The 17,319-nt window shown below is 39.0% G+C and carries 13 protein-coding genes; 7 read left to right on the top strand and 6 right to left on the bottom strand.

Annotated elements, in window-relative coordinates:
• The first annotated feature begins 21 nt into the window (after window positions 1–21).
• On the top strand, window positions 22–1,983 hold the full coding sequence (locus N523_RS0103625; RefSeq protein ID WP_028834346.1) for a response regulator: 1,962 nt from the start codon (window positions 22–24) through the stop codon (window positions 1,981–1,983).
• 32 nt (window positions 1,984–2,015) lie between these two features.
• Here the strand turns inward: N523_RS0103625 and N523_RS0103620 are convergent, their stop codons facing one another.
• Genes N523_RS0103620 through N523_RS0103610 form a run of 3 tightly spaced genes read right to left on the bottom strand, consistent with a single transcriptional unit; the run spans window position 2,016 to window position 5,707 of the window.
• Complete coding sequence (locus N523_RS0103620; protein WP_028834345.1) at window positions 2,016–3,017, bottom strand: LacI family DNA-binding transcriptional regulator; 1,002 nt, start codon at window positions 3,015–3,017, stop codon at window positions 2,016–2,018.
• A gap of 11 nt (window positions 3,018–3,028) precedes the next feature.
• The gene (locus N523_RS0103615) at window positions 3,029–4,357 is read right to left on the bottom strand and encodes a glycoside-pentoside-hexuronide (GPH):cation symporter (RefSeq protein WP_028834344.1); all 1,329 of its coding nucleotides are present in this window, start codon (window positions 4,355–4,357) and stop codon (window positions 3,029–3,031) included.
• A 15-nt stretch (window positions 4,358–4,372) separates the two neighbouring features.
• The gene (locus N523_RS0103610; RefSeq protein ID WP_028834343.1) at window positions 4,373–5,707 is read right to left on the bottom strand and encodes a GH1 family beta-glucosidase; all 1,335 of its coding nucleotides are present in this window, start codon (window positions 5,705–5,707) and stop codon (window positions 4,373–4,375) included.
• Between the two features lie 251 nt (window positions 5,708–5,958).
• Between N523_RS0103610 and N523_RS0103605 the strand changes: the two genes are divergently transcribed.
• The 3 genes from N523_RS0103605 (at window position 5,959) to N523_RS0103595 (ending at window position 10,620) form a co-directional block, all read left to right on the top strand.
• Window positions 5,959–7,224 carry a sugar MFS transporter gene (locus N523_RS0103605; RefSeq protein WP_028834342.1) on the top strand — a complete coding sequence of 422 codons (1,266 nt, stop codon included), beginning with the start codon at window positions 5,959–5,961 and terminating at the stop codon, window positions 7,222–7,224.
• A gap of 16 nt (window positions 7,225–7,240) precedes the next feature.
• Entirely contained in the window at window positions 7,241–9,757 is a 2,517-nt protein-coding gene (locus tag N523_RS0103600; RefSeq protein ID WP_028834341.1) for a glycoside hydrolase family 3 protein, read from the top strand.
• A 242-nt stretch (window positions 9,758–9,999) separates the two neighbouring features.
• Window positions 10,000–10,620, top strand: a complete 621-nt coding sequence (locus tag N523_RS0103595; RefSeq protein ID WP_028834340.1) for a fumarylacetoacetate hydrolase family protein — start codon at window positions 10,000–10,002, stop codon at window positions 10,618–10,620.
• Here N523_RS0103595 and N523_RS0103590 read toward each other — a convergent pair.
• From N523_RS0103590 to N523_RS0103580, 3 genes are all read right to left on the bottom strand, one after another.
• On the bottom strand, window positions 10,553–11,485 hold the full coding sequence (locus N523_RS0103590) for an ABC transporter substrate-binding protein (RefSeq protein ID WP_010390904.1): 933 nt from the start codon (window positions 11,483–11,485) through the stop codon (window positions 10,553–10,555). The two genes, N523_RS0103595 and N523_RS0103590, sit on opposite strands and share 68 nt — an antisense overlap.
• Before the next feature lie 123 nt (window positions 11,486–11,608).
• A complete protein-coding gene (locus N523_RS0103585) occupies window positions 11,609–12,661 on the bottom strand; it encodes an aldo/keto reductase (protein ID WP_028834339.1) in 1,053 nt (350 codons plus the stop codon).
• 12 nt (window positions 12,662–12,673) lie between these two features.
• Window positions 12,674–13,105: an acyl-CoA thioesterase gene (locus N523_RS0103580; RefSeq protein WP_028834338.1), complete on the bottom strand. Its 432-nt coding sequence runs from the start codon at window positions 13,103–13,105 to the stop codon at window positions 12,674–12,676.
• A 316-nt stretch (window positions 13,106–13,421) separates the two neighbouring features.
• Between N523_RS0103580 and N523_RS19515 the strand changes: the two genes are divergently transcribed.
• The 3 genes from N523_RS19515 (at window position 13,422) to N523_RS0103565 (ending at window position 17,316) form a co-directional block, all read left to right on the top strand.
• Window positions 13,422–13,598, top strand: a complete 177-nt coding sequence (locus N523_RS19515) for a hypothetical protein (protein ID WP_013464196.1) — start codon at window positions 13,422–13,424, stop codon at window positions 13,596–13,598.
• A 201-nt stretch (window positions 13,599–13,799) separates the two neighbouring features.
• Entirely contained in the window at window positions 13,800–15,032 is a 1,233-nt protein-coding gene (locus tag N523_RS0103570; protein ID WP_028834337.1) for a site-specific integrase, read from the top strand.
• 1 nt (window position 15,033) lies between these two features.
• Complete coding sequence (locus N523_RS0103565) at window positions 15,034–17,316, top strand: hypothetical protein (RefSeq protein ID WP_036949848.1); 2,283 nt, start codon at window positions 15,034–15,036, stop codon at window positions 17,314–17,316.
• Window positions 17,317–17,319: the final 3 nt, after the last annotated feature.

Genomic DNA, 17,319 nt, shown 5'->3' with positions numbered 1-17,319 from the left:
ATAATTAAAACAGGAGACGCTATGTTAGCAAAGGCAACGAAACTGCTATTGGTTGAAGATGATGAAGATGATTACATTCTTACTCGTGACTATTTAGAGCAGCTCAGTTCCCATGTGTTTGACATAGAGTGGATAAGCTCTCCTGAGCAGGCAATACATGTACTAAGTAAAAATGAGCATGATATTTGCCTGCTTGACTATCGCTTAGGTGCCTCAGATGGCTTAAGTGTTTTAAAGCAAGCGATTAAGAATGGCTTTTGTGGGCCTATTATCATGTTAACGGGGCAATCTAACGATGCGCTAGATTCTGCTGCGCTTGATGCTGGTGCGGTTGATTACTTAGTTAAAAGTGAAATGAGTGGTAGCCGGTTTGCCCGTTCTATTCGTTATGCATTAGCGCGCCGCGATGTAGAAGATGAGCGAGTTGAGCGTTTAAAAGCAGAGGCCGAAAACCGTTCAAAAGACCGCTTTTTAGCGCATTTAAGCCACGAACTGCGAACTCCCTTGTCGTCTATTTTAGGCTATACCGAACTACTTATGCTCAGTGATTTTAGCAAGCAAGCTGAAAATGAGTTGGGTGTTATTTATCGTAATGGCAAACACTTATTGAGCTTACTGAATGATGTTTTAGATTTATCTAAAATTGCAGTCGATAAGCTTGAGCTAAGCTTGGGGGATGTTAATCTTGATAGCCTAATGGCCGACGTGTTTACGCTAATGCGTGTATCAGCCCTTGATAAAGGTTTATCATTAAAATTTGAATCACTGGAGCCTTTGCCATTAGTTATTCGTGTAGATGCTACTCGGGTTCGACAAATTCTCATTAACCTGATCAATAATGCGATAAAATTTACCGAGCAAGGCGAAATTATCGTTAACGCATGGACAGAGACGGTGGCTGAACGTGAAATGCTCTTTTTTAGCATTAAAGATTCAGGCTTGGGTATTGCTCCAGAAAAACAAGCACTCATCTTTAAGCCTTTTGAGCAAATTGCCGATGTAGAGTCGCGCTCAGTAGGTGGTGCGGGCTTGGGATTAGCTATTTGTTCGGAGCTACTTAGTCGTATGCAGGGTACTATTTCATTAGATTCTTATGTAGGTGAGGGCTCAACGTTTACCATTTCCTTATACCCTGGTGATATCAGACAGGTAGAGCGCAATTTATTAAAACTTGATTTAACCCCCAACATGCAGCAAAAAGTAGCGCCATGCGAAGTAAGTGGCAAAGTGTTGGTGGTGGATGACTTACGCGATTTACGCGTGTTAGTTGGCCATTTAATTGGCTCAGCGGGTGCAGATGTAGATTATGCCGATAATGGCAAACAAGCGCTTGATAAGGTTAAAAAGCAACTTGCAGAGGGCCGCGCCGCTTACGATATTATATTTTTAGATATTCATATGCCGGTGATGGGCGGAAAAGAAGCAGCCATTGAACTTAGAAAGTTAGGGTTTAAAGGGGCGATTATTGCTTTAACCGCGGCCACCATGAAAGGTATTCATAACGAACTAACCGCGTTAGGGTTTGACGATATGATTGCCAAACCTGTCGATTCCAACTTACTGTACCAATGCTTAGAGTCAACGCTGGGGAAAAAAACACAACGTGTTTCATCGATACAGCCAACGCCAAAACATAATACTAATATAAAGCGTTTTTTATTAGTGGAAGACGATGCTGATGCCGCACAAATAACTCAGCTTTTATTAGAAAGCTTGGATGTAGAAACCACTATTGCAACCAGTATAGAGGCGTGTTGTACAACGCTTAAACAAGACAGTAATTACGACAAAGTATTACTCGATATGCATTTACCCGATGGTTCAGGTTTAGAGCTTGCTGGGTTTATTAAAGAACACTATCCTGATATTCAACGAGTTATTATTAGTGGAATGGAGCCTGATGCCGTACATATTAGGCAGCTAGAAATAGAGCAAGTTTTGCTTAAACCAATAAACTTGGCGCTATTAAGTAAACTTGTTTAACGCCACTATTTGCCAATTTATATAATAATTAGCTAGGTAATATTAACGACCGATTGGCGTATGACTAATTCGGGCTGAAATAAAGTTTGAATAGGCTGTACGCTTTTTTGATATACATGGCTCAGTACCCACTGTGCAGCTACTTTTCCCATTTCATCTATTGGGTAATTAATAGTGCTTAAAGGGGGGTATACATGGCGGGTAAAGAACACGTTATCGTAGCCTATTATTGAAAGTTGTGCGGGTAGTTCAATGCCATGCTCTCTGGCACTGACCATTGCACCCGTTGCCATTTCGTCATTGGCGCACACTAAGGCGGTAATGGCGGGATTTTTTTTATAAAGAGCAGTAAATCCTTCGTAGCCGCTGTCCTCTATAAAGTCACCTTCATACAAACTGTTTTCATCAAACTCAATGTCGTGTTCAGCAAGTGCTTGTTTATGTCCGTTTAAACGCTCTTGAGCGTCTTTTTTCCATAAAGGACCGCTAATGTAAGCAATGTTTTTGTGACCAGACTCAAGAATGTATTTAGTCGCTAAATAGCCCCCTTTAATATTATCAAGAATAATACAGCGATCGGCGAGCTCAGGAATATGGCGATTGAGTAAAACAAATGGTGTTTTACCTTTGCTCAGCTTTATTAAATATTCATCGCTAACCGCTTCAACATGCAAAATAAGTGCATCACAATTACGGCTAATTAAAAACTCTATGCCTTGTTGTTCTCGCTCTGCGTCACTGTGCCCTGCGGTAATAATAACGTGTTTACCTTGTTTTCTGAGGGTGTTTTCTATGCCGCTCATCATAGGGCCATAAAAAGGACCTTTTAACTCAGAAACCAATAAGCCAGCACTATTAGAGCAATTAGAGGCCAGTGATTGGGCAATAGAATTTGGGCGGTAGCCTAATTCTTCCATCGCTAAAGTCACTTTTTTTCTGGTTGCATCACTTACGTTTGCATTGTTGTTCATTACTCTTGAAACAGTGGCAAGTGATACCCCTGCAAGCTTTGACACCTCATAAATGGTGGCCATACTATTCCTTGTTACAAATTACTTTTTTGTGTTAAATCGGCGGTGATTTTTTTTATGGTTTTGTTATCTAAGTTGTATTTAGTCATTATTAAAGCCACAAGTATACTGCCAATAGCAGGGTAGAGTGTAAATGAGGTTAAAATACCGCTTTTAGTTGCTTCGCTTAATTCTACATTGGCTTGATACTGATAATACGCAAGTAACCAACCCGCTATAGCGCCGCCTAATGCGAGCCCCAATTTGATAAAAAATACCACGCTTGCATAAACCAATCCTGTGAGTCGTTGACCATTTTGCCAAACTCCGTAGTCAATAGCATCTGCCATTTTTGCCCACAATAAAGGTGTCGCCATTTGAGTGAAAAAGCACCATAAAAAATACATTAAAAAGGCGAGTAAAACTTGCTCATTAGGGACAAAAAAAGCAAAACAGCTCAATATGGCAGAAATATATTGCAGATAAATATAAGCCATTTTTTTATCTAAGCGTTTACTTAAAGGTTGCGCACACGCACAGCCTATAATATTACCGACCATACCTAAAGTCACAAATTCGGTGATTAAATCTTCTTTTCCAAGAACATACTTTACATAGTAAATAGCTAATGTCGTGCGCAGCACCATACTGGTCAATAATATCAGTGCTGCCATACATAATATTTTAAACGGCTGATTTTGCCATAAAACGTGAAGTTGTGTTTTTAAAGATAATTTATGTGGTGGATTGATCACCCGCTCTTTGGTGTAACGAAAACAAATTAGAAATAACACTACACCTAGGCAACTCATAACCAGCATGGTGAGTTGATAGCCCAACTCGTTATTACCCTCCCCAAACCACTTTACTAAAGGTAAAGTGCAGCTCGTAACCAATAACCCCCCCAGCATGCCAAACACAAATCGATATGATTGAATAGAAACCCGTTCGTTAGGATTGCTACTGAGTACGCCGCCAAGTGCCGAATAAGGAATGTTAATTGCGGTATAAACCAACATTAGCAAGGTGTAGGTAACGAACGCGTAAATAATTTTGTTGCCGTCATCCATCGCGGGGGTAGTAAAGGTAATCACGCTTATAACAGCGAAGGGGATGGCAAGCCAAAGTAGATAAGGTCGGTAGCTACCGTATTTTGTATGAGTGGCATCGGTCAGGGCGCCCATTATTGGGTCTGTAACTGCATCAATGACTCTGACGACTAAAAAAAGGGTACCAACAACAGCAGGCGAAATACCAAAAATGTCGGTGTAGAAAAAAGTTAAAAATAGCATTACGGTTTGAAAAATAATATTACTGGCCGTATCACCTAGGCCATAAGCTATTTTTTCTTTTTTACTCAGCATAAAAGCCACTCATTATTATTTTTGGCGCTGTTTAAGAAAATCACGATACGCAATTGCGCTTTGTTTTAAGGTGCGTTGTTGAGTTTGGTAATCAACATAGACTAGCCCAAAGCGTTTTTCATAGCCATAGGCCCATTCAAAATTATCCATTAAACTCCATGCAAAGTAGCCTTGCACATTAACGCCTTGCTCAACGGCATTATGAACGGCATTAAGGTGTGTATGGTAGTAATTGATACGATGTATGTCATCTACTTTTCCATCTATTAATACATCGGCCATCGCTGCACCGTTCTCAGTTATATATACTTTGGGTAGCGTGTAACGATCATTTAATGAAAGTAGGAGTTCACACAATCCCTGTGGGTATATTTCCCAGCCCATATCAGTAGTGGCAATATTCTCTAAAGGAGCTTCGCTAAACCAATGATCTGGCGTATTTTTGTAATGGATACGAGTATAGTAATTAACCCCTAAAAAATCGATTTTTTGGCTAATAATTGCCATGTCGCCATCCGCCATGTCGGGTTGTGCATCACTGCTCAGCTGGTTAATCATCTCAGGGTAATGACCCTCTAATACAGCCTGAATATACCATTGGTTATGATAGTCATCAGCTAATTTAGCAGCGCGTTCATCGTCAGGAGTAAATGGATAGGCAGGGCTAAAATTAAGCACAATACCGGCCTCTATCTTAGGGCAGTTTTTGCGTATCACTTGCATCGCAAGTCCATGGGCTAGTAGTAAATGGTGCGCCGCTTGGCGTCCTGCTTTTTGACTTTTTATGCCTGGTGCATGTACCCCTATTTCATAGCCTAGGTAGGCACTACAAAACGGTTCGTTTAAGGTCGCATAAGAATCCACTAAGCCCTCTAGTTGCTGAGTTACTATATGAGCGTAATGAGCAAATTGATACGCGGTATCGCGATTTAGCCAACCACCGTTGTCTTCTAAATGTTGTGGCAAATCCCAGTGATATAAAGTGACATAAGTTTTAATATTGCGTGCTTTAAGAGCTTGTAGTAATGACTTATAGAACGCCATGCCCTGAATGTTTAAACTTCCATCTTGGTGTAAAACGCGGGGCCAAGAAATAGAAAGTCGATAGGCATCAACGGCTAAATCGGCAATCATTTGAACGTCTTGTTGCCAATGTTTTACATGCTCACAGGCGTGATTGCCGTTACTGTTATCTGCAATGGTGTTTGGTTTGCTACAAAAAGTATCCCAAATACATGGTAGGCGCGTGTTGTGGCTTCCCTCTATTTGAAAAGAGGCCGTGGCAACACCAAAAATAAACGGCGATTTTAAAAGGGCTGACGTGCCTGGCAAATAAATTGTTTTAAACACAATGAGATACGTCCTTAAGCTTGCAATAATAATGCGCTTTACCGTAATTAGCTAATCAATAGAAATTGTATAATACAGCAATGTAAGCGCTTACAATATTATTTGTAAATAAATTGATAAATTTTCTCTGTATGCTATAAATGTAAGCGCTTACATTTGGTGTTGCAACTATTATCTGCTTTTTAAGTTTTACTAAACGCAATTAAATAGAGGTAACAATCTGATAATTATAAATAATTAGAGATTATACTATGGCACATATCACACAGCCACTACCGGCAGCAGAAAACAGCCAAAAACCAGGGTCTACACACACCTTTGCGTTAACATCGCTTACGACCTTGTTTTTTATGTGGGGTTTTCTTACCTGCCTGAACGATATTTTAATTCCGTATTTAAAGGGAATGTTCTCCCTTAATTACACCCAAGCAATGTTGGTACAATTTTGTTTTTTTGGTGCCTACTTTGTTATGTCAATTCCTGCAGGAAAACTCGTTAGTAAAATAGGTTACCAATTTGGTATTGTTGTTGGTTTGGTTGTTGCTTCGATAGGGTGTGCATTATTCTACCCCGCTGCAGAGGCACATGTTTACGAACTATTTTTACTTGCTTTATTTGTGCTTGCTTCAGGGATCACTATTTTACAAGTCTCTGCTAACCCTTATGTAAGCGTATTAGGGCCTGCAAAAACAGCGTCTTCGCGTTTAACTATGACCCAAGCTTTTAACTCTTTAGGAACAACGGTTGCGCCATTATTTGGTAGTTGGTTGATTTTGTCTGAAATTAGTCAAGCTACAGCCGAACAAGTTAAGTTCCCTTACTTAATGCTCAGTGCAAGTTTACTAACACTGGCTATTATTTTTGCTTTTTTGAAGTTACCTAAACTCGGTAAAGCGATTGATAGTGAAGCTGAAAATCAAGGTGACACTGAGTTTGTTGACTTAGGCAGTGTTTGGAAATATCGCCATCTTATTTTGGGCGCTATTGGTATTTTTGTTTATGTAGGTGCTGAAGTTGCGATTGGTAGCTTTTTAGTCGGCTTTTTAACCCTTGACCATATTGCAGGTTTACCAGAGCAACAAGCTGCACATTATATTAGCTATTATTTTGCAGGTGCAATGATAGGGCGATTTGCTGGCGCTGCGATTATGCAAAAATTAAATGCAGCCAAGGTGTTAGCTTGTCATGGTATTTTGGCCGGTGTGTTAGTGTTAATTGCAATGACAGGTCAAGGGTCACTCGCTATGTGGGCTATTTTATTGGTTGGTCTGTGTAACTCTATTATGTTCCCTACTATTTTTAGTTTAGCGCTTCAAGGCTTGGGTAAATACACCTCACAGGGGTCGGGTATTTTATGCTTAGCGATTGTAGGTGGAGCTATTATTCCATTACTACAAGGTATGCTGGCTGACAATATCGGTGTGCAGTTAGCGCTTATACTGCCTATTGGCTGCTATTTATATATTACTTACTTCGCGCTGTTTGGTGCAAAAAAAACAACGTCAACTCGTCTTTAAGTTTTAGGTGAATGCTATGATTATTAAACGAACTTTTTCAGTCACTGCACTGATGCTAGCAGCAATAACCAGCAGCGGTTGTTCGCAACCCTCTAACAGTGCTAGCGATGCGACAAATCAAAAAGAAATTTGGCCAACAATAGAGACCGGTATTAAAAGCGATGCTCAAATGGAGCAAAAAATCGCAGATATGTTAAAGAGCATGACGCTAGAGCAAAAAATAGCGCAAATGATCCAACCTGAAATTCGTCACATTACGGTTGAAGATATGCGTAAATATGGCTTTGGCTCCTATTTAAACGGCGGTGGCTCGTTTCCAAATAACAATAAACATGCAACCCCCGAAGACTGGGTTGATTTAGCTGAAAAGATGTATCAAGCGTCTATTGATGATTCCCTCGATGGCAGCACGATCCCTACAATGTGGGGCACTGATGCGGTACATGGACACAACAATGTGATTGGTGCGACTTTATTTCCGCATAATATTGGTTTAGGGGCGGCGAACAACCCTGAACTTATTGAAAAAATTGCCGCAGCAACGGCGCGTGAAGTTATGGTTACCGGTATTGACTGGGTATTTGCACCTACGGTTGCCGTAGTGCGAGATGATCGTTGGGGTCGCACTTACGAGGGGTATTCTGAAGACCCTGAAATAGTAAAAGCATATTCAGCCTCAATTGTTAAAGGCTTACAAGGCGCTGTTGATGAAGACTTTTTATCAGATACGCGGGTAGTCAGTACGGTTAAGCATTTTTTAGGTGATGGCGGTACTGTGAATGGCGATGATCAAGGTAATAATATCGCCTCTGAAGAAGAATTATTTGCGCTTCATGCTCAAGGTTATGTTGGTGGTTTGGGTGCAGGTGCACAAACGGTAATGGCCTCGTTTAATAGCTGGCATGGTGAAAAAATTCACGGCAGTAAATATTTACTGACCGATGTGCTTAAAGATAAAATGGGTTTTGATGGCTTTGTTGTCGGTGACTGGAATGGCCACGGGCAGGTTAAAGGTTGTTCTAATAGTAACTGTGCTCAAGCGGCTAATGCGGGCTTAGACGTATACATGGCACCGGATGAGTGGAAACCATTATTTAGCAACTTGGTTAACCAAGCTAATAGCGGTGAAATCCCACTCAGTAGAATTAATGATGCAGTAACGCGTATTTTACGCGTTAAAATGCGTGCAGGGTTATTTGATAAACCAAGCCCTGCGAAGCGTCCCCTGTCTGGAAAAACTGAAATTATTGGTAGTAGCGATCACCGTGCAGTGGCTAAACAGGCTGTACGCGAGTCTTTAGTATTACTTAAAAATAAGCAGCAGTTACTGCCATTATCACCTAAAACCAACGTATTAGTCGCAGGCATAGGGGCTGATAACATAGGTATGCAGTCGGGTGGTTGGAGTGTTACGTGGCAAGGTACAGGTAATAAAAACAGTGATTTTCCTGGTGGCAGCTCTATTTATGCAGGTATTAAAGATACTGTAGAGCAAGCTGGTGGCAGTGCAGCGCTGAGCGTTGAAGGGGAATATACAGCACGCCCTGATGTCGCCATTGTGGTGTTTGGTGAGCAACCATACGCAGAGGGTAATGGTGATGTTGATAACCTCGAATACCAGCGCGGTAATAAAAGCGACTTAGCGCTACTGCGTAAGTTTAAAGATGCGGGAATTCCTGTTGTTTCATTATTTATAAGCGGTCGCCCTATGTGGGTTAATGCTGAGCTTAACGCCAGTGATGCGTTCGTTGCTATTTGGCTTCCAGGTAGTGAAGGCGATGCTATTAGCGATGTCTTGTTTAAAAATGCAGACGGTTCAATTAATCATGACTTTAAAGGGAAATTATCGTTTTCATGGCCTAATAATCCAATTGATAATGAAAACCGTAACGACGAAGCTTACAGCCCATTACTTCCTTATGGTTTTGGTTTAACTTACAACGATAGTAATGTCTTAAAAGATGACTTGGTGGAGCAAACTCAACAGACTGAAAAACTGGATGATTTAGTATTGTTTGAGCGTGCAATTAAAGCACCGTGGTCACTGGTTTTAAAAAGTGGTGAGCAACAAAAAACGGTGGCGAGCAGTCGCGAGTCATTAGGTGCGGTGAGCATCCAAACATTTGATAAAGAGGTGCAAGAAGATGCGCGCGCTATTCGTTTTAATGGCCAAGCAATGGCTGGGGTTAATTTAGCCGCGGCATTCCCATCTGACTTACGCTCATACGTTGAGAGTAATGGCCAACTGCAAATGCAAATTAAAGTAGATAAAGCCGCGGCTAGTCCGTTATGGGTTGGTATGGGGTGTGGTGAGAGTTGTCAGGGTAAGTTTGATATTACTGATAACCTTGAGCAATCAGGTCAATGGCAAACATTAAACATCAACTTAAGTTGTTTTGCAGAGCAAGGTGTTGATTTAGCACAAGTGTTCACCCCTTGGCAGTTAAGCACGCAAGGTGATTGGCATGTATCTATTGCTAAGCTGGCTATTACAGCAAATGCTGCCGAGCAAAGTAGTGTTACTTGTAAGTAGTCAATAACCTATTAACAAACATCAATAAGCAGGTACTAAATGTACCTGCTTATTGCTTTAAAACCGCGTATACAAAAACCTACCAAATTAGTCCCTTCTTACTTTCATTCCATTCTATGTGATTGATTATATTCAGCTCAATAGTTATCATAAAAACATAATAAAACTGCATTCGCTTTTGCGTTAATTATTTGAGAGTATGCCGAAATATTAAAAGCGTTATGTAATTAACAGGTGAGAAAATGAATCAAATAAAGCTGGCTTCGCAGAGCATACAGCCTTCAAAAATAGTCTGTGTGGGGCGCAATTACAGTGCGCATATTGCTGAATTAAACAACGAACACCCTGAGCAAATGGTAATTTTTAATAAGCCTAATAGCGCGATCACTAATACCTTACTCTCTTCCCATAACGGTGATACGTTGCATTATGAAACTGAATTATGCTTTGTGGTTAAAAATAAACAACTTGTGGGCGTAGGGATTGGACTTGATTTGACTAAGCGCGCTTTGCAAAGCAGTTTAAAAGAAAAGGGCTTGCCGTGGGAACGTGCTAAAGCATTCGATGGCTCAGCATTATTTAGTGAGTTTATTGAATTAACGCCAGAAATGACATCGTTTATATTTGAATTACATATTGATGGCAAGCCGGTTCAACATGGTGATAGCCAACTTATGTTGCACCAACCTGCACAAATATTGGCTGAGGTTAGTCAGTTTATGAGCCTCGAAGAAGGCGACATTATTATGACTGGCACTCCTGCTGGCGTAGGGATGGTTAGTACTGGACGAGAGTTCAACGTTGCTCTTTATTCTGGTCAGCAGTGTTTATTGGAGCATCATTGGTCTGTGAGTCAAAGTTAATTATGTGTTGATAATATTGTTTATCAAAATTATCGATATGTTCACTTAGCCAGTGTCGCTGGCTTAGTTGATGAGCCGCTGATTCTAGTATGGTACTTTCTAATGCCGCATTAATTTTCTTAATTGCCTGATTAGCAAAATCATTAGGCGCATTAGTCGCACAGCCTACAGCTCCTTTGATTAATGAGCGCGTATTTTGAGCTATGGGTATACTAACTATTTTTATAGGGTGTTGTTGCTGGTTAAAGTAACTGGCCATAAAAGGGTAATCGAGCGAGTAGTCTAAAAAGCCATGCCTCAACCTATCGATCACAACGCCACTCTCATTATCACTACTTAAGCTCAAGGACACGTTATGATGGCTCAAAGAGTTTTCAATAATCATATTTATGTGTGGTGAAAAACGTCGTGCTGCGGCTTGTCCATAGGTAAAGCGTTCATCGCTAAGTAAACTAATTAAATTTATAGGATTACCATGTGCTTTAGTAAGTGTTTCTGCTTTTTGGTTAGTTGTAATAATACTAAACTCAGGGTAGATAGAGGTAGGACGTGAGTATGTATAGACTTCGTTGGTGCTCTTTTTATGGATTACGCATGGAAAGCAGACATTTTTGCCTTCTTTGATATATTTATTAATTCGTTTTTGTGGAACAAATAATCGAGTATGTTTTACATCCTTTATACTACTGATTAGTTGCTTAGTTAAATTATCACACAAGCCCATTTGAGTATTCTCTGAGTCTAAGTGAAAAGGTGGTGTGTTGCTTTGTAGCCATAAAATTTCAGTGAGCTGATTTTTAGATTGGCTAATACTGTTACTCGAGAATATTAAAAATAGCAGGCAGAAATAACGAGCTGTATCCATAAAAAGCTGATAATTCTTTATTAAATGACTGTATTTAATTATACCTTAGCGCTTAAAAAATAAACATAAAGAATAGCAAAGAATCAACATTATTGAATAACATTTACCCTTTGCTTGATTTCATTAGTAAGGCATTGGATTATTTCTAAATATGATATCAATCGCTGATAACACGTCATCGCTTAGTGTTAGGTCAAACGCATCAATGTCTTCCTTTAATTGCGCCATAGTAGTGGCACCAATAATAGATGATGTCACTCCATCAACTTGATTACTCCAAGCCAGCGCTAATTGAGCTGGGGTGATAGCGTGTGCATGGGCAAGTTCAACATACTCTTTGGTCGCCTGTTGTGATTGTGGCGTATCACGAAAAATACCGTTACGCTGCATAAATGTCCAGCGGGAGCCTTCAGGGCGTGCTCCATTTAGGTATTTACCGGTTAATAGCCCTGCGGCCAATGGTGACCAAGGTAAATAAGCAATATCTTCATGTACACATTGTTCTATTAAATAAGGCCAATCTTTGGCATGTACTAGGCTAAACTCGTTTTGGATAGACACCATTTTTGGCAAGTTATGCTCTTTTGATAAATTTAAAAATTGGCTAATTCCCCAAGGCGTATCATCAGAAAGCCCACAATGCTTAATTTTTCCTGCTTTAACACACGCATCTAACCCCTCTAAAATATCAAGCATATCAGCGGTGTGTTGTTTTGCATCGACATCAGTAAATTTAAGCATGCCAGGCCATTGCCTTGCAAAATGAGGAGTGCGACGATTTGGCCAATGTAATTGGTATAAGTCAATATAATCTGTTTGTAAGCGCTTTAGAGACTGATCAACGGCATCAATAACAGCTTGGCGAGTAATATCACCGCCATCACGGATCCATGAAAGCCCATTACCGGCAATTTTAGTTGCAATAACAATGTCTTTTCGTTTTTGTGAATTACGTGCTATCCAATTGCCTATAATTTCTTCTGTTTTACCGTAGGTATCGGGAGAGGGAGGAACAGCATACATTTCTGCTGTATCAATAAAGTTCACACCCTGCTCAAGCGCATAGGCTATCTGTTGGTCGGCATCATGTTGGGTGTTTTGTACTCCCCAGGTCATGCTACCTAAACACACTCTTGAAACGCTAACACCACTACTGCCTAATTGACTATATTGCATTGCTAATCCTAATTATTCGGTTTGAGAGTTTGCTTTTAAAGCCGATAACAATGGCTCAGTGATCGTGGCTTTTTGGCCTGTTTTAAAGTCAAACATCACCACTTTTGACATGCCGGTGGTTGTTATCGCGTTTTGCGCATGACTAAACACACTGTAGTTCATTACAAATCGGTCAGATTTAATATCACTAATGGTAATACCTACGCTCAATGTGTCGGGAAAGGTAACTGGACGCTTATAGCGAATATTATTTTCACTGATCACAGGCCCCGTGGCTTTTGAGTTGATGGTATCAAATAAATTTAATTTATTTAAAAAATCGATTCTGGCTATTTCAAAATAACGCAGATAAACACAGTTATTAACATGCTGTAGGGCATCCATATCGCCCCATGCCACAGTGATATCGGTATGAATAGGGTGTTGTTGTTTAAACGTTTCCATGTATTTATTGCTCTTAGTTTTAAAGCATTTAGATTAGCAATATGGTCGGATGAGCTCAAGGGAATTATAACTAGGGGTAGAGCTACTCTGTATTGCCCTCATGGATGTAAATAAGGGACGTAAGCAGGACATGGAAGCTTTGCGCCTTTTTTATTTAAACAATTAGGCTATAAACCTCGCGCCGCGAGTAAACTGCCTCAGATTGAACAAACCTTAACCTTAAAAAAACAACAGTGCTAAATAAAAACCCTTGAGTAAAAATTGTACCTCTTTAAATTCATGGCTATAGTAACTATTAACACACAAGGAGATAACTATGCAGAATATAATTAATTGGTTATTGGCATGCACCGTTTTTATAGCGTCGTTTACTTGTTACGCTATGGGTAATGAGGCTGGGGCAATTGTTTTGATTTTATTAGGCTTTTCTTTAGAAATTTTATTTTGGATGTATTGTTTTAATAAGCCAAAGAAAAGTAAACGCTCTTTTTAAGCAATAACATGCTTGCTAATTAAAAGTGATTCCACAATAATGGCTGTATAAATAAACAGTTGTTATTGTGTGATGAAAAAGTTTATTCATATAGATATGGACTGCTTTTAAACTCAGGGGTGTATTCTTGCGGTTTTAAATGTAAGTTAAATTATCTCTGCTACTCTTAAGTTATAGAGAGTAACTTAGGGTTGTTTTTAAATGCAGAGGTTTCATGATAAGAAATATAATAAGCATTGGATCTACTTAGATGATAATAATACACCTTTAATTTTACCTTGTCTTTACGCTCGATATATAACTCAGCGAGGGGTATATATTGAGCTCAAAGTAAAAAAAGATAGAATTACTAATCAAATCATCCACTTTTTTGAGGAAGTAGAAACTTCTTTCGACGGGCAGTATGTTCGTTGTAATCAGCTTGGCCTTTTCTTAGATTGGGTTTGTATGCAATCTCTATCAGGCTCTCAAATGTCCTTAACTAACCATACTGCTTTGCCTAGTGATGTTATTAATGGATATATAAATAACTACCTTATTAAAACTCAAGGTAAGAGTGAAGCTGCTGTTTCTAAAGCTGTTTACTCCTTGAAAAGTTACTTCAATTGGTTAAGTTATTTCTTTGATAATAAATATAAAAATATTTTTGTGTTTTCATCTCACCGAACACTATCAAGAGCCAATAACAAACAATGCTTGCTTGTTAAATACCTTCTACCTGCAACTAGAGAGCTATTATACCGCAGAGCAGGGACACTACTCGAAGAAATTATACTGCGAACTGGCGGTGACTTAGGTTGTCGGACTAAAGAAAATCAAGGCTTTTTACTAAAAGATTTTACTGCAAACCAGAAAAAACACAGTGGTCTATTGAGCTTATTCTCTGAATTAGAAAAAAAAGCCGATAAACATGAATTTGAATACCATCTCTCTTCTCTATATACCAAATATGGACGTTCAAGGACTCTTTATATACCAAGGTTTTTACTAGAGAAAATGCAACGCTACTATTCTACTGAAAGACCAATTACCAACTCCAATAATCTATTTGTATCTAACGCCAATAATTACTCAAAGGGATGCGTTTTATCCTCTGAATATGGTTCTAGGACATTTCATAAAGTTTTACTTAAAGTTATCAACAGTATAGATGAAAATCCAGAATTATATACAGGTTGCCAGATCCTCGAAAGAGGGGCTGTTTACCATCACTTGCGACACTCGTTTGGGACGGATGTATTTTACGAGCTGTGCAGGAATAGTGGCAAAAATTTTGAGTCAATCACCACTGAGTCTGCAACTTACATTGAGACAGCTAGGCGTATGGGCCATAAGGTAGATGGCTATAGTTCGAATCAAACAACCAAATTATATATACATTCTTGCGGTTATAAAGAGCGTTTACTAAAACTGGTTGTTAATGGAGAACAATAAGATGGAAGATTCAGAGAAAAAAGTTCGGAAACCAAAAAGCTCTGATTATTATGAGCAACTTCTTCAATCGGAGTTTAATCATAAAGAGTTTGTAGGTGAATTTAAATACCCACTTGAGGCACGAGAAATTATAGTCCGTAAAACCTCAAAATTGATCAAACTAAAAATTAGAATGACCGACACCAACAACCCAGATAAAGAGGTTTTATATAAATTTATTGTTGCAGCATATAACTACGCTTATTTTGATAAATCAGCGGCACTTTCAGCCAAGCAATTCTTTTTAAGTATTGCTCCTCGTTTTGTGGAATGGTTAAACATCGCAGTGGTAACAAACCGTTTTGAGATCCTGAAAGAGTATGAAGAATATCAATTTGATAAAATGAGTAATCATGGTGGGGTAAGTCGGCTTACCTCACTGAAGACATTATTTTGTCATGCATTAGATAAATCAATTGAGCTACATGAAGCGCTAACTTCATCAGAGCTCAGCTACTTATACGAGCTTAGGAAAACAAAAGCTAGTCCTAACTTGAATAAAACACAAATATCTTTAGCAAGTTACTTTGGTTCAATCAGTTGGTTAAGACGTGATGATGTGGGAATAGGACATGAGTTGTATAATGTATTAGCTTCACCGAACCTAACTGTTAAATCATTAAGCTTAACTGCATCTACGGTTATTAATGTACTGGCCAAATATAAGCAGGAGTTACATAGCTTTTTCAAGTCAGAGGGAGTTGATTTTTCTTTATTTTTAATTCCTAAAAACCTCTCTCATACAAAAAAAAGAAAGTTTGTTGGGAGTACAATATATCGACTGCTTTCTGCTTACCATAGAATGAAAACCCCTAGCTGCGTGCTAAAAGGGGCTTTAGAAGTAGTATTATTATCAAATTCGAATAACTTCAAATCTTTCCAATTTTTACTATCAGCTTTAGCTTCTAAAACGCAATGTGATGACCTCTTTACTAGTCAATCGCAATTTAAGGGAGAGGTCAGTTCTGTATTTTGCGCAGGTACTTGTTCTCAGGTTATGCCAGGTAACTTATTTAGCTTTGAAGTGTTGCAACAAATTACTCTTGATAAATTCTCCCCCCCTGCAACCGTAATAGAAGAATTAATGTTTTCATGGTTGATGGCATCTCAATGTGTTCAACCTTTTGACATACCAAAGCTTACGGTAGGATCATTTCGCCTGTTGAAGGTTGGAGGCAAAGTTAGAAATATTGAATGTGAATACTTTAAAGGCCGGGCAAAGGTATTTCATACAACCCGCTCTCTTTCTGTTAGTACTCTTGAAGGTGAAGCACTAGTATCATATTTGTCTTTAAGAAAAGAAAGTGAGTATCTTGTTGAAAAAAGGGCCCTTGTAATTAGTAATGGGGTTAACTCACTAGTTGGTACTCTTTATTGCCTATTAACGACAAGAGTATTGTCAAACTATTTGATTGAACACCATCGTAAGCTAGATAATATACCATTGTCTATGCCTAGAGCATTAATTTCATTGATTAAAAATACTGGTGGTTACGCTGGTATTGAGGGGGGCCCATATAATGGTCTTTTAGTTGAAGATGCATCAAAACCTGTGGCAACAACAAATTTAACTTGCCCAGTTACACTCTTTGGTTTTCAGGCTATAAAAAATAGCGCTGTACATGCTTTTAGTGACCCTTACACGCTTAATTACCTCATTAATAAAAACTCACACTCTAATCAAACTGAAAAGCGGCATTATTTGAATAGTGAGAATGAAAACTGGATTAATTCAGCAGGACGTATAACTAGAGAAGTCATGTTGGACTTAATTAATAATGTGTATGATCTAGATTTTGAAGATTTAAATACCAAGGGTAAGAAAGAAGCTGTTGAGCGGTTTAATAGTGAATTCATGTCAGTAACACAAAGTGTGTCTTATAAAGCGGGTGAGATGTTATCTAGACTTAGAATTATAACCGGACAAAATAAAGGTGAAATTAATGAAGTGGGAGTATCAGCTCTCGATAGTGTTGAGGATACACCAAAATTATCCTTTTTGTATGTCATGGATAGTGCTGTTGTTGCATGGAAAATGTTCAATTATTTACACGAATTTAAGAAGCATTATAAAAAGTTATTATCCCGAAACTCTGAATACCTTTATAAGACAGTTTTGCCTACTGTAGAGTGGGCAGAACATACTCTGAGTCAGTTGAGTAAAGAAAGTCAAGAGGCTGGACAGGCCATATTCGAGAATGCAATTAAAAACCGCGTTGTAGTTAGTGTTTTTCATTCTATTTAATGA

The organism is Pseudoalteromonas sp. 23_GOM-1509m (assembly GCF_000518425.1).
GTDB lineage: Bacteria > Pseudomonadota > Gammaproteobacteria > Enterobacterales > Alteromonadaceae > Pseudoalteromonas > Pseudoalteromonas tetraodonis.
The sequence above is the reverse complement of the archived record's forward strand: the minus strand, read 5'-3'. Positions and strand labels throughout refer to the sequence as shown.